11 protein-coding genes are annotated in these 12,649 nt (G+C 63.4%); all 11 read right to left on the bottom strand.

Annotated features, from left to right (window positions below; genetic code table 11):
- Nucleotides 1–8: 8 nt before the first annotated feature.
- Entirely contained in the window at nucleotides 9–1,547 is a 1,539-nt protein-coding gene (locus ACFHWW_RS10345; RefSeq protein WP_379938139.1) for a glycerol-3-phosphate dehydrogenase, read from the bottom strand.
- 4 nt (nucleotides 1,548–1,551) lie between these two features.
- Complete coding sequence (locus ACFHWW_RS10340; RefSeq protein ID WP_100671745.1) at nucleotides 1,552–2,220, bottom strand: class II aldolase/adducin family protein; 669 nt, start codon at nucleotides 2,218–2,220, stop codon at nucleotides 1,552–1,554.
- Between the two features lie 9 nt (nucleotides 2,221–2,229).
- Entirely contained in the window at nucleotides 2,230–3,267 is a 1,038-nt protein-coding gene (locus tag ACFHWW_RS10335) for a 2-hydroxyacid dehydrogenase (RefSeq protein ID WP_379938138.1), read from the bottom strand.
- Nucleotides 3,264–4,841, bottom strand: coding sequence for an FGGY-family carbohydrate kinase (locus tag ACFHWW_RS10330; protein ID WP_275597615.1), 1,578 nt, complete (start codon nucleotides 4,839–4,841; stop codon nucleotides 3,264–3,266). The genes ACFHWW_RS10335 and ACFHWW_RS10330 overlap by 4 nt, the downstream gene beginning before the upstream one ends.
- The gene (locus ACFHWW_RS10325) at nucleotides 4,841–5,965 is read right to left on the bottom strand and encodes an ABC transporter ATP-binding protein (RefSeq protein ID WP_127711264.1); all 1,125 of its coding nucleotides are present in this window, start codon (nucleotides 5,963–5,965) and stop codon (nucleotides 4,841–4,843) included. The genes ACFHWW_RS10330 and ACFHWW_RS10325 overlap by 1 nt, the downstream gene beginning before the upstream one ends.
- Complete coding sequence (locus ACFHWW_RS10320) at nucleotides 5,962–7,080, bottom strand: ABC transporter ATP-binding protein (protein WP_379938137.1); 1,119 nt, start codon at nucleotides 7,078–7,080, stop codon at nucleotides 5,962–5,964. The genes ACFHWW_RS10325 and ACFHWW_RS10320 overlap by 4 nt, the downstream gene beginning before the upstream one ends.
- 4 nt (nucleotides 7,081–7,084) lie before the next feature.
- On the bottom strand, nucleotides 7,085–7,942 hold the full coding sequence (locus ACFHWW_RS10315) for a carbohydrate ABC transporter permease (RefSeq protein WP_010969796.1): 858 nt from the start codon (nucleotides 7,940–7,942) through the stop codon (nucleotides 7,085–7,087).
- 11 nt (nucleotides 7,943–7,953) lie between these two features.
- Nucleotides 7,954–8,877, bottom strand: coding sequence for a carbohydrate ABC transporter permease (locus tag ACFHWW_RS10310; protein WP_018095517.1), 924 nt, complete (start codon nucleotides 8,875–8,877; stop codon nucleotides 7,954–7,956).
- Between the two features lie 189 nt (nucleotides 8,878–9,066).
- A complete protein-coding gene (locus ACFHWW_RS10305) occupies nucleotides 9,067–10,512 on the bottom strand; it encodes an ABC transporter substrate-binding protein (protein ID WP_100671750.1) in 1,446 nt (481 codons plus the stop codon).
- Nucleotides 10,513–10,627: 115 nt separating this feature from the next.
- Entirely contained in the window at nucleotides 10,628–11,587 is a 960-nt protein-coding gene (locus ACFHWW_RS10300; protein ID WP_379938264.1) for a sugar-binding transcriptional regulator, read from the bottom strand.
- Between the two features lie 208 nt (nucleotides 11,588–11,795).
- Nucleotides 11,796–12,599, bottom strand: a complete 804-nt coding sequence (locus ACFHWW_RS10295; RefSeq protein WP_018095520.1) for a LuxR C-terminal-related transcriptional regulator — start codon at nucleotides 12,597–12,599, stop codon at nucleotides 11,796–11,798.
- Between the last annotated feature and the right edge of the window lie 50 nt (nucleotides 12,600–12,649).

The raw sequence follows: 12,649 nt of genomic DNA, 5'->3' as shown, positions 1-12,649 counted from the left end.
CTTCCTTCTCACGCCGCAGCCTGCTGGCCCTCGAACCAGCCGCTGAAGGCCCGCTTCTCGGCGTCGCTCATATGCAGGCCGTGTTTGGTGCGCCGTTCCAACAGGTCTTCCGCCGTGCGCGCCCATTCATTCTCTATGAGGAAGCGGGCTTCCCGCTCCCGGAAGAGCTGCGTGAACGCCGTCCCGAGCTCGTCGAGACAGGTGGCGCTGCCGATCAGATCATGCGCCCGCGTGCCGTAAAGCCGGGCGTAGTGCTTGGCGAGGTCCGACGGCAGCCACCGGTAGCGCGCGCGCAGGTCGCCGAGGAACTGGTCGAAATCCGCATCCGCCATGTCGCCGCCCGGCAGATGCGCACGCGCCGTCCAGGCCGGGCCCATCTTCGGAAAGAAAGGCTTCAACCGTTCGAGCGCGTGCTCGGAAAGCTTGCGGAAGGTCGTGATCTTGCCGCCGAACACCGAGAGCAGCGGCGCGTCCTTCCCGGCGGCGTCGAGCTCGAAAATATAGTCGCGCGTCACTGCCGACGGATTTTCGGCATTGTCGTCGTAAAGCGGACGCACACCCGAAAAGCTGTGAAGGATGTCGCCCGGCGCCAGTTGCTGCTTGAAATAGCGGTTCACCGATTTCAGGAGATAGGCGACCTCGTTTTCGTCCGCCGTGACGTCCTCAGGCCGCCCGTCATAGGGAATATCCGTGGTGCCGATCAGCGCCAGATCGTTCTGATAGGGATTGATGAAGATCACGCGCTTGTCGGGGTTCTGGACGAGATAGGCCTGCCGCCCCTCCCAGAACTTCGGCACGACGATGTGGCTGCCCTTGACGAGGCGCACGCTGCGGCTCGAATTCAGTCCCGCAACGCGGCCGATCACGTCGTTGACCCAGGGCCCGGCGGTGTTGACCACGCAGCGCGCCTTGGCCTCCGTCTTCGCTCCGGTCGCGGCATCGGTCATCTCGACATGCCAGAGGTCGCCTCGCCGGCGAATACCGGTGCAGGCGGTGCGGGTCAGTATCCGGGCGCCTTTCTTTTTCGCGTCGAGCGCGTTGAGCACGACGAGGCGGGCGTCGTCCACCCAACAGTCGGAATATTCGAAGGCCTTGCGATAGGCCGGCTTGATTGCGGCACCTTCGGGGGCCGTGCGCAGGTTGAGCACCCGCGTGCCGGGGAGGCGCTTGCGGCCGCCCAGGTGATCGTAGAGGAAGAGGCCGAGCCGTACGAGCCAGGCCGGCCGGTCGGCCGGATTGTGCGGCAGCACGAAACGCATCGGCCAGATGATGTGAGGTGCGGATTCCAGCAGAACCTCGCGCTCTATCAGGGCTTCGCGCACCAGGCGGAACTCGTAATATTCGAGGTAGCGTAAGCCGCCATGAACGAGCTTGCCGGAGCGGGAACTCGTGCCCTGCGCCAGATCGTCCTTCTCGCAGAGCAGGACGGAGAGCCCCCGCCCTGCCGCGTCGCGGGCAATGCCCGCCCCGTTTATGCCGCCGCCGATGACGAAAAGGTCGTATGTACCGGTTTCGGAACTCACGTGCTTGTCTCCTGTCGTCGCCATGCGGTCAGGCGGCCTCGCCGTTGGGTTTGTCCTGATGGCCGTAAGTGGCAAATCCCTCGATGACGCCGGCGATTTCCTCCTCAGGCAGGACCACCGGGCCGCCGATCAGGAGCGCGTGGTAATATTGCTTGGCGATCGTCTCGAGCTCGACCGCCGCCCACATCGCCTTTTCCAGGCTCGAACCGGTCGCGATCATGCCGTGATTGGCCATGAGGCAGGCGGAACGCCCCTCCATCGCCTTCAGAACGTTCTGCGACAGCGCCTTCGTGCCGTAGCGGGCGTAATCGGCGACGCGCACGTCGGAACCGCCGAAGGCGGCGATCATGTAGTGGCAGGCGGGAATCGGCTTGCCCGCGATCGCGAGGATCGTCGAGAAGGTCGCGTGGGTGTGAACGACGGCGCCGACATCCGGCCGCGCCCGCAGAATGTCGAGGTGGAAGGGCCATTCGACAGACGGCCTTTTGGGGCCTGCCCAGGCGCCATACTCGCCGTCGATCGGCATGGCGACGATCATCTCAGGCGTCATCTCGGCATAGGGGATCGCAGACGGGGTGATCAGCATCGTGCCGCCATGGCGCAGGCTGATATTACCCGAAGTGCCCTGGTTGAGGCCGATCGCATTCATGTGGCGGCAATGGTCGATGATCGACTGGCGCAGTTGAAGTTCGTTCATCGTCCCACCTCAGCACGGATTGACCGGCGGCAGGCCGGCGATGTAGCGGCGCACTTCCTCGGCAGCCATTTCGGCCGCATAGGTCACGGTGCGTACCGACGCGCCCGCGATATGCGGCGTCAGCGTCACATTGGGAAGATTCAACAGCGGCCAGCCTTCCGGCACGGGCTCGACGGCAAACGTCTCCAGCATCGCGCTTGCGAGATGGCCGCTGACGAGATTCTCGTAAAGCGCGTCATAGTCGCAGAGCGGTCCGCGGGCCGTGTTCACGAAGATCGCCCCCGCCTTCATCTTCGCGAAGGTCTCCGCATTCATCATGTTCTTCGTCTCTTCGCTGACGCGCGGATGCAACGTCACCAGGTCGGCGCGGGCAAGCAGTTCGTCGAGCGAGACGTGCTCGACGCCGGCATTCCTGTCTTCGGCGCTGAGCTGAACATAGGGATCGTGGACGAGCACCTTGGTGCCGAAAGCACGAAGCAGGCGGACCACCTTGGTGCCGATATTGCCGTAGCCGATGACGCCGACCGTCATTTCGGAAAGCTCGCGGCCGGTGCGGTCGGCACGGTAGAGATCGCCCCGCCATTCGCTCCGCCTCAGCGCTTCGTGCCCCACGCGGATAAGGCGCGTCTCCGCGAGGATGGCGCCGATCGTGAATTCGGCGACGGCACTCGCATTGCGGCCGGGCGTGTTGACGACGAGGACGCCCGCTTCGCGAGCGGCTTTCATGTCGATATTGACCGGACCGCCGCGCGACACGGCGACGAGCTTCAATCCCGGCAGGTCAGCCAGCATCGTTCGCGACAGGGGCGCAAGCTGCGTCACGAGGATTTCGGCATCGCCGACGAAGTCGACGATTTCGCCGGGCTTGCCGAGATATTCCTTGAGGCCGTCCATGCCCTCCACGGCATAGCCGTGCTCCATCGGCACGTCCGGCCAGGGCAGTTCGAGCATGCTGATCTCATGCCCGTCGCCGCATGCCTCGACGATCTTGTCGCGAAAAACATCCGGCAGCATGAACCGGTCGCCGATAATGGCTATCTTCTTCATTGCGGTCTTTCCTGTTGGTTTCCCGTTCCGGCTGCGTGGGAGAGCGCATGCCAGACGGGTTGAAGCGCAAGGCGCGACTGCTTGTAGGCGGGGAAAAGCGCATCATAGCGGCGCGCAAGCTCTTCATCCGCGGGTTCTGCCGGCCGATGGTGGGGCCGCACCCATTCGCGGACGCAGTCGGCCATCGAGGGATAAATGCCGAGAGAGACGGCGGCGATCATCGCCGCACCGGCGGCACCCGCCTCCTCGCGTTCGCTCGTCTGGATGCTGGCGCCGAGAGCCCCGCCGAGAATGCGGCGCAGCGAGGCGCTGCGCGCAGCGCCGCCCGACAGACGAACGCAGGCCGGCAGCGGCCCCATCGCGGCGTAACAATCCCGCGAGGCAAAGGCGAGACCGTCGAAGACCGCACGCACCATGTCGCCGAAGCCGTGATTGATCGAAAGCCCGACGAAGGAGGCGCGGGCCGAAGCATCGACAAAGGGGCCGCGCTCACCGGCCTCCGAAATGTAGGGCTGGAAGAGAAGCGGAGTCTCGTTCGCCTCGGAAAGCCAGCCATCCACATGGGTGAGCAGATCGTTCTTCGATTTCTCGATCCCCATGCCCTTGAGGAGACCTCCCGCAAACTGCAGGATCCAGTCGATATTGAGCGTCGCAGCCATATTCGACTGCATCTGCGCATAGGTGCCCGGAATCGGCATGCACATGGTGTAGCCGGTGTGATCCTGGTTGAGCCGAACATCGTCGGCGCCGGCGGCCAGACGCATGTGCATGCCTGTCGAGCCTATGATCGAGCAGCCCGTGTCGGTTCCGGGATCGTAGAGGCCAGCGCCGAGCGCCGTGCAGACGACGTCGACATAGCCAAGCACCACCGGCGTCCCCGCCGGCAGGCCCGTGGCGGCTGCGGCGGCAGCCGAGAGAGGGTGATGCGTGCTCGCCCCGTCGACGATTTCCGGCAGCAGGTGTTTGAGTTCGTTGAGACCGAGAAAGTCGATCACGTCGTCGGAATACTGGCGCTTGCGGAAATCGCCGAAGGTGAAATTCGCTTCCGAGGGATCGGTCGCGCGCCTGTCCGTGAGATTGAAATAGAGCCAGTCCTTGCAATGGAATGCGGTCGCAGCACCTTTCAGCATCTCCGGTGCATGATCCTTCATCCAGCGCAACTGCGGGCCCTGCTGGCAGGCGGCAAGTCCGGAGCCGGTGCGCGAGAAACGCTCCGCATCGCCGCTTTCGGCCCGCAGGCGTTCGACGATTGCGCTCGCGCGCGCATCAAGCCAGAGCCAGCCCTTGCCCACCGGCTCGCCCTCTCTGTCGATCATCCAGGTGCCGTCCCCCTGACCGGTCACCGCGATGGCGGCAACACGGCCAGGGAGGTTCTCGATCCTGGCCGAGAGCTCGACCAGGGTTTTGACCGTGTCCGTCCAGGTACGCCGCAACTCCTGAACGCTGCCGGTGCGGCCCACCGCCTCATAGCTGTTCGGAACCGCCGTCATCGCCAGCTGCCGGCCGCCGAGATCGAAGGCGACGGACTTGATGACGGACGTTCCGGCATCGATGCCGATGAGGATGTCGCGCATCAGGCGAGCTCCTCGCCGTGCGAAATCGCCATACCGCTCTCGCTGTCGAAGACGTGCAGGCTTGCAGGGTCGAGCCGGATGCCGATCGGCTGACCGATCTCCAGGCTGGTACGGTCGTGTTCGACGAGCACCATGGTGCCGCCGGCGAAATCGGCCGCGATATGGGTCTGGTCGCCGAGCCATTGATTGACGGCAACACGCCCCGTCACCCCGTCTGCACTGCGCCGGACGGAATAGGGCCGGATGCCGAGAACCACATTCTGGCGCTTCATCAGCGCATTGCGGACGGCATGGGAGAAATCGGCGGCCTGGTATTCGAGCCGGACCCCGTCCTTGAGGCCGAAGGTCACGCGGGCGTCCGTGCCGCTGACGCTTGCCTCGAAGACGTTCATCGGCGGCTCGCCGACGAAGGTTCCGGTGAAGAGATTCGCCGGCCGCTCCTTGATCTTCTGCGGCGTATCGAACTGCTGCAGCACGCCGCCTTCCATGACGGCGATCCGGTCGGCGAGCGCGTTCGCTTCGGTCTGATCGTGGGTGACGAGAATGGCGGTGAGCCCGCGTTCCTTGATGTAGTGCTTGATACGGCCGCGCAGCACGGCGCGCAATTGCGGCTCGAGCTGGCCCATCGGTTCGTCGAGGAGATGCAGGTCGGCGTCGCGGATAAGCGCGCGTCCGAGGGACGCCCTCTGCTGCTGACCGCCGGAAATCGAACTCGGATAACGGCCGAGAATATCCTCGATCTCGAGCAGTTTGGCGATGCTCGCTACCTTCTCTTCGACGACGCTTTGAGAGAGCTTCGACGCCTTGAGCGCAAAAGCTATGTTTTCGCGTACCGTCAGCGGCGGATAGAGCGAATAGCCTTCGAAGGCCATGGCGACGTTGCGGCGGACCGGCGCAAGCATATGCACCTGCCGGCCGGCGACCGAAATCGTGCCGCGCGATACCGGTTCGAAGCCGGCGATCATGCGAAGGGTAGAGGTCTTGCCGCAGCCGGAGGAGCCCAGAAGCGCGATGATCTCACCCTTCTTCACCTCCATGTTCAGCTGCTTCACGGCGTGAACGCCGTAGTCGACCGGGCCATAGAACTTGTCGACGTTGTCGATCAAAAGAGCGGTAGCGTTCATGCCGCTTCTCCATCGCGCTTGGATGCCAGTTCGGAAGGAAGAATGCGCTGGCCCGTCGCCTTGTCGAACAGAAAGGCCGCCCGACCGTCGACTGCGATATGCGCCGGTCCGGCGACCGGGCCGGGGGTACCGGCAGGACGGGACACCAAGATCTCGCGGCCGCGGGCGGTCAGCGCCAGCGTCACGGTCTTCTCGTTGAGCGGCGTTTCCGCCTCGACCGTCACGGGGATCGCGCCCTGCGCGGTGGCTTCGGTAAAAGCGATCGTCTCCGGGCGCAGGCCGAGAACGCATTGCTTTTCGACAATTTGCGCGCCGAAGCCCGGCAGGCGCAGCCGCATGTCGGAGAGTTCGACGAAGGCGCCGTCCGGTCCGCGCTGCGGCACGACATCGAGCAGGTTGATGGTCGGATCGCCGAAGAGCCGGGCGATCTCTATATCGGCGGGCGCGTTGTAGATTTCCGCCGGCGTGCCGATCTGGCGGATACGCCCATGCGCCATGACCGCGATGCGGTCGCCGAGCGCCATTGCCTCCTTATAGTCCTGCGTGACGTAGATGACGGTTGCCCCTTGAGCGGCGAGCAGGCGCGGCAGTTCCAACCTCATTTCGAAGCGCAGCTTCGCGTCGACGTTGCGAAGCGGATCGTCGAGAAGCAGCAGCGGCGGCGAGCCCACGAGGGCGCGGGCAAGTGCCGTGCGCTGCTTCTGGCCGTTGGAGAGCGCCTTCGGATGATGGCTCAGCACATGATCGATCTTCAGGAGCTTTGCGACCTTGTGCACGCCGGCGGCGATCGTGTCCCGGGACGATTTCCGCGAGGTCAGCGCGCTGGCGATGTTGTCGAAGGCGCTCATATGCGGGAACAGTGCAAAGTTCTGGAACGCCATGCCGAGCCCGCGATGCTCCGCGTCCACGTCGGTCATGTCTTCGCCGCCGATCAGGACCCGACCACCATCCGGTTCGATGACGCCGGCGATCAGCCGGAGCAGAACGGTCTTGCCGGAACCGGACGGGCCGAAGAGCACCAGTCGCTCGCCATTGGCCACGTCGAGCGAGAGATCGTCCAGAACCGCCTGGCTCTTGTAGCGCTTGACGATGTTTTTTAGTTGCAGTGTTGTCATTCGATTATCCCTTCACCGCACCGAGCGACAGGCCTTCGACGAGGTAGCGCTGGGCGTAGAGTGCGAGTGCGAGCGTCGGCGTGATCGAGAGCACGATCGCGGCGGCGATCTGGCCGTACTGGATGCCCGAGGCCGTGACGAAAGCCAGCGCGCCGACTGTCACCGGCTGCTTGTCCGCAGACGCCAGCACCAGGGCGAACACGAAATTGTTCCACGCGAAGATGAAGGCGAGCAGACCGGCCGCTGCGATCCCGGGACCTGCCAGCGGCAGGGCGATCTTGCGGAACGTCGAGAACCAGGAGTGGCCGGCGATGCGATAGGCATATTCGACATCGGCCGAGATGTCCTCGAAGTAGCCGCGCACGATCCAGAGGATGAGCGGCAGGCAGATCAGCTGGTAGATCCAGATGAGACCGAAATAGGTGTTCGAGAGGCCGAGCCACTGAAAATACTGCGTCAGGGGCAGCAGCACGAGCAGCGGCGGCGCAAAGCGGAAGGAGAGCAGCGTGAAGGCGATGTCCTCCGACCCTCTGAACTTGTGCCGCGCGAAGGCATAGGCCGCCGGCACGCCGAGGACCAGCGCCAGAGCTACGGAAGCGACCGACAGCAGGACCGAATTGCCGAGATTGCGCATGAAGGCGATATCGAGCGTGCCGGAAGCCGTCTGGAGTTTGCCGGTGATCAGCGCCGCATAATTCTCGAGCGTCGGCGTGAAGACCACCGATGGGGGTATTCTGAGGATCGTCTCGTTCGTCTGGAACGACATGAGGAAGATCCAGACGATCGGAAACATGAAGAAGACGACGACCAGGGTGAGCGCGACGCCGCGCAGGAGCCTTTCGACCGGAGAGGTGGTTTCCATTTTCGGCCTCCTTACGCTTCGCCGCGGGCGCGTTCGCGCAGCCGGAGCCAGTTCTTGATGAAGATGTTCGACAGGGCGTAGGTGATCGCCCACAGGATGATCAGCAGCGCCGCGGAACGCCCGACATTGGTCGACTGGAAGAAGTTGAGGTAAGCCTCGACCTGGAAGACCGTCAGCGTGTCCCCGGGTCCGCCCTGCGTCATCGCGTAGATGATGTCGAACTGCTGGATCGAATCGAGCAGCCGGAAGAGCGTCGCCGTCAGAATATAGGGTGTCAGCATCGGCAAGGTGATACGGAAGAAGACGAAACTGCGCGGCACGCCGTCGAGCGCCGCCGCTTCGAAAGGCTGCGTCGGCAGCGAGCGGAGGCCCGCGAGCAGCAGGATCATGATGAAGGGCGTATAGACCCAGATGTCGACCAGCACGACGGTCAGCAGAGCCGTGTCCGGCGACGAGGCCCAGCGGAAATTCTCAAGGCCTACGAGGCTTGCGAGATAGCTCAGGATTCCGAAGCCGGGATTGGTCATCAGCTTCCACATCAGCGCGGCGAGCGCCGGGGCCGTCATCAGCGGCAGGAGCAGCATGATCGAGATGAAGTTGTTGACCGTGGAGCGGCGCTGCAAGAGCAGCGCGATGCCGAGACCGAGCAGCAGCTCCAGGGTCACGGTGACGCCGGCATAGAGCAGCGAGATCTTCAGCGTGTTCCAGAAACCCGGATCGGTGAAGAAGTTCAGATAGTTCTCACCCCAGTTGAACTGGCGTGCCCAGGGCTGGCTAAGCCGGTAGCGCTGGAAGGAATAGATCACCGCCGTGAAGAACGGGATCAGGATACCGATGCACACGAGAAGCGCCGGCAGGGAGAGCACATAGGGCAAGGCCCTCTTGCTGATCCCGAACCTGCTGCCCCTTGGGCTGGAGTGCGTTACTGAAGCCATGGCCAGCTCCGTCTAAATGCCTGTGTCTATGACATAAGGGGTCGGCCGCGGCCGGCGCAGCCAGACCCCCTCTTCCGTTTGCTTTTCATGCCGAAACGGCGGCCCGCTGGCGGCGGGCTGGGCCTGGAGCGGGATGGATGCGAACCTTCGATGATGTCCGCCCGCCTCCGCTCCAAGCCGGAGGTGCGATCAGCCGAGCCCCGCTTCCGCGAGCTGCCGGTTGATGCTCTCGACAAGCCTGTCGAGACCCTCGTCGACCGGCACTTCCTTCGCCACCATCTTCTGCAGCGTCGCCGCCCATTCGGTGGTGAGGTCGAAGAAAAGCGGCTGGGGGGTGAAGTGGATCTTCGCGCCCGGCGCCGAAACGTCGTGCATCTCCACATAACCGGGATAGCTCTTGTTCAGCCGCTCGCGGAAGATCTCGTCCTTCCAGACCGATGCCCGGACCGGGTTGACGAAGTCCATCTTGGTCGCGCCGAAGATCGCGTGCTCGAGACCGGATGCCCATTGCAGGAAATACCAGGTCGCATCCTTGTCCTTCGCGAAGTTGGACATGGCCAACGACCAGATCCAGATGTTCGGCGTCGGAGCCTTTGCTTCCGGGTTGGCGGCAAACGGCGCGTAGGCGAGCTTGCCGGCCATCTTGTTATCGCCGCCATTCATGAAGTAGCCGAGAATGTCGGCGTCGTAGATCATGGCCGAGGCGCCGGCGCCGAGGTCCGTGCCGACCTGGTACCAGGTATAGGTCGACCAGTCCTTCGGGCCGCTCTCCTGGATCATCTGCACCCATTTTGCGTGGAAGGCCTTGGATTCAGGCGTATTCATCGCGGCCGAAAGCTTGCCGTCCTCCGAAACGTTCAGATCCTTCTGGCCGAAATTGGCGTAGCCGGAAAGGAAGCCCGGATGAATGGTCGCCCAGGAACGGGACCCGCGCACGCCGATGCCGTAGACGCCGCCGCCCACGTCTTTGTTGAGCTTTGCCGCGGTAGCGACGAGTTCATCGAGGTTCTTCGGAACGCTTGCGCCGACCTTTTCGAACATCTCCTGGTTATAGGAGAGGTTGTTCTGCTCGTAGCCCCACGGAATGCACCATTGCTTGGCATCTTCCGAACCGAGCGCACCGCCCGGCTGTCCGTTCCATGCGCAGGAAGCCTTGACGCCCGGCAGGAAGTCGTCCCAGCCATATTGCGGATTTGTCTTCGCCGGATCCTTGATCCACTCGTTGAGGTCCGTGATCCAGCCGGCCGGACCGTAGGTCCAGGTCATATAGGCGCCGGTCATGAAGGCGTCGTATTCCGACGAGCCGGAAGAGAGCGCCGCCGTCACCTTGTCGAAATAGACGTCCTCCGGGAAGACGTCATAGGTGACTTCGATGCCGGTCAGGTCCTTGAACGCCTGAAGATTGGCGATCATCGCATCCGCATAAGGGTGCTTGTTCAGGAGCAGCTTCAGCGACTTGCCGGAATGTGCCTTCCAGTCGAAGTCGGCGGCAAGCGCCTGGGTCGACATCATGTTGAACAGGGTGCCGGCGGTGCCCGCCGTCAGGCCTGCCGCGCCAAGGCCCTTCAACAGGCCGCGACGGTCCACCTCTCCGCGCAGGAATGCGCCAATGAGGTCTTTCTCCTTGTCGTACATCTGTTTTCTCCTCCACTACGGGTAAAACTGCTCGACTGAGCTGCCGGCTACCCAACCGGTATTGCCTCCCTGGACCGCAGCGCCGATTTTCGTCGCTCCCCGGTCCCGTGTTTTCTCAAGCGGCGAGCGTCTGCGCAGTGCGCTCGTCGGTGATGAGTCCGCTCAGGAACCCGCTCTCCAGGACCGCGCGAATCGGGCGCGTCTTGACCCTGCCCCCGGCAATCGCCACGGTGCGGCGGTTCTTCAGGTCCTGCCGGCCAAGCGTGAAGGTGCGGTTCGAAAGCGCGGTCTCTATCGGCCTGCCCTTCTCGTCGAAGAAGTGACCGAGCAGCTCGCCCACGCCGCCGGCTTTCTGGATCTCCGCTATTTCACGCATCTCGATCATCCCGGTCGCCACAAGCGATGCCTCGCGCTCGGCCGTGCCGATCCCGACCATCAGAAGGTCGGCCGACTTCGCGAGATCGAAGACCTCCCGCACGCCGCGCTGGCTGAAAAGGACATCGCGATCCTCGACCGTATTGGCGAAGAACGGCACCGGCATCACATAGGCTTCGGCGCCCGTGCGCTCTGCCAGGCGGTGGATAACGTCATGCGGATTGGCGGAGAATTTTCGCGTGAGCCCGCCGAGCAGAGAAACGAAGCGGGTGTTGTTGCTCGCCGTGCGCGGCATGTACTCGATGCTGGCTGCGAGCGTGCGTCCGTGGCCGACGCCGATCAGCGCCGTCTCTCCGCGCTCGATCTCGCGTCTGAGAAACTGCGCCCCGGAGATGCCGAGCGCCTTCAGCGGCAGGTCGTCGCTGTCGAAGTCCGGGACCACCTCGCAATAGTCCAGGCCGTAACGGCTGGAAAGCTTCTGCTCCAGCTCGACGCATTCGGAGACGTCCCCGTCGATATAGACTTTCACCAACCCTTCCTGGTTGGCCTTCATGATCAGCCGGTGTGCTTTGAGCGACGTGAGCCCCAGGCGCTTGGCGACCTCGGCCTGGGTCAGCCCGCCGGCGTAATGCAGCCAGGCGGCGCGGGTCGCCATGCTCGCCTCGTCGTCGCGGACAGCCATTCCACCGATGCTCGCCATATCCTCCCACCCGATGCTGCGCTGCATGACAAATTTTGCAGCGCATGATATTTTTATCTCGATATGAAATAATTTTCACGGGTTGAAAAAATTGTCAAGTCTCAGTTGGTCGCATGCCGAAAAAACGCGGGCACATCGGCGATGCGTCCCGCGGAGTTTTCGAAATCCGACGGCGTCAGGTGATCGGCAGAAGCGGAAGCCCGCCTCTCTAATGGCCGAGATTCTTGATGTAGAGAGACAGGAGCTGGGTTTGCGAGGAAATGCCGAGCTTCCGATAGACGTTGCGGCGGTGGACTTTGACCGTGCCCGTCGAAATGCCGAGCTTCAATCCGATCGATTCGGAAGAATGGCCCTGGAGCACGAGTTCGATGATCGCCGCTTCCCGCTCGGTAAGATTGAGGTGCCGCCAGACCCCGTCTGCCGGAGGATGTGCCGCCTTCCGGCGGCCCCGGCCCTTTTTCGCGAGCGCCATATCGAAGCGACGGTCGAGTTCCGCCCAATGATGGCGCACGAGGGCCGCCACCAGCAGCTCCGCCTTCTTCAGCAATGCGAATTCCGTCGCGCTGAAGACCCCCGTCGCCTCCCGCCGCATCAAGGAGAGGACGACGGTGACCTGTTCGCTGACCGGCACGAAGAAGCCGACCTCCTCGGCAAGTCCCGTCTGGACGTAGTAGGTCCGGTAGTACTCGCTCGAGAAAAAGCGGTCGGGCGCCAGTTCGCGCATGCGCCACACGCCGGGCTTGGGGGCACGAGCGGCGTGATAGAACGGATCGAGCAGATAAGGTCCGGCCTGATAGAGGCTCACGAAGAGCACGTGATCCTCGGCGTCGAACGTACTGTAAAGGTCGAGCGGCCGTTCTTTTCCGCGATAGGCGAAGACGACGACGTAATCGAACGTCATCAGGGTGGACATCAGTCCCCGGAATGTGCAGCCGACAGCCTCGTCATCCATCGGGGCGCCGTTCACCAGCGGCGCCATCGCCTGAAAAAGTCTGTCGAGGTCGATGCCCAAACGGTTCTCCCGGGTCGCTCCGCCGCTCTGGGGTATACTCCTCCCACAGG

Source organism: Sinorhizobium sp. P24N7, assembly GCF_042436655.1.
Taxonomy (GTDB): Bacteria; Pseudomonadota; Alphaproteobacteria; order Rhizobiales; family Rhizobiaceae; genus Sinorhizobium; species Sinorhizobium meliloti_A.
Note: the sequence above shows the minus strand (reverse complement) of the source record. Positions and strands in the feature narration are given on the sequence as shown.

Coding starts and splice junctions, on each gene's coding strand:
- ACFHWW_RS10345 (WP_379938139.1), bottom strand. CDS start 1,547: ATGGCGACGACAGGAGACAAGCACGTGAGTTCCGAAACCGGTACATAC.
- ACFHWW_RS10340 (WP_100671745.1), bottom strand. CDS start 2,220: ATGAACGAACTTCAACTGCGCCAGTCGATCATCGACCATTGCCGCCAC.
- ACFHWW_RS10335 (WP_379938138.1), bottom strand. CDS start 3,267: ATGAAGAAGATAGCCATTATCGGCGACCGGTTCATGCTGCCGGATGTT.
- ACFHWW_RS10330 (WP_275597615.1), bottom strand. CDS start 4,841: ATGCGCGACATCCTCATCGGCATCGATGCCGGAACGTCCGTCATCAAG.
- ACFHWW_RS10325 (WP_127711264.1), bottom strand. CDS start 5,965: ATGAACGCTACCGCTCTTTTGATCGACAACGTCGACAAGTTCTATGGC.
- ACFHWW_RS10320 (WP_379938137.1), bottom strand. CDS start 7,080: ATGACAACACTGCAACTAAAAAACATCGTCAAGCGCTACAAGAGCCAG.
- ACFHWW_RS10315 (WP_010969796.1), bottom strand. CDS start 7,942: ATGGAAACCACCTCTCCGGTCGAAAGGCTCCTGCGCGGCGTCGCGCTC.
- ACFHWW_RS10310 (WP_018095517.1), bottom strand. CDS start 8,877: ATGGCTTCAGTAACGCACTCCAGCCCAAGGGGCAGCAGGTTCGGGATC.
- ACFHWW_RS10305 (WP_100671750.1), bottom strand. CDS start 10,512: ATGTACGACAAGGAGAAAGACCTCATTGGCGCATTCCTGCGCGGAGAG.
- ACFHWW_RS10300 (WP_379938264.1), bottom strand. CDS start 11,587: ATGGCGAGCATCGGTGGAATGGCTGTCCGCGACGACGAGGCGAGCATG.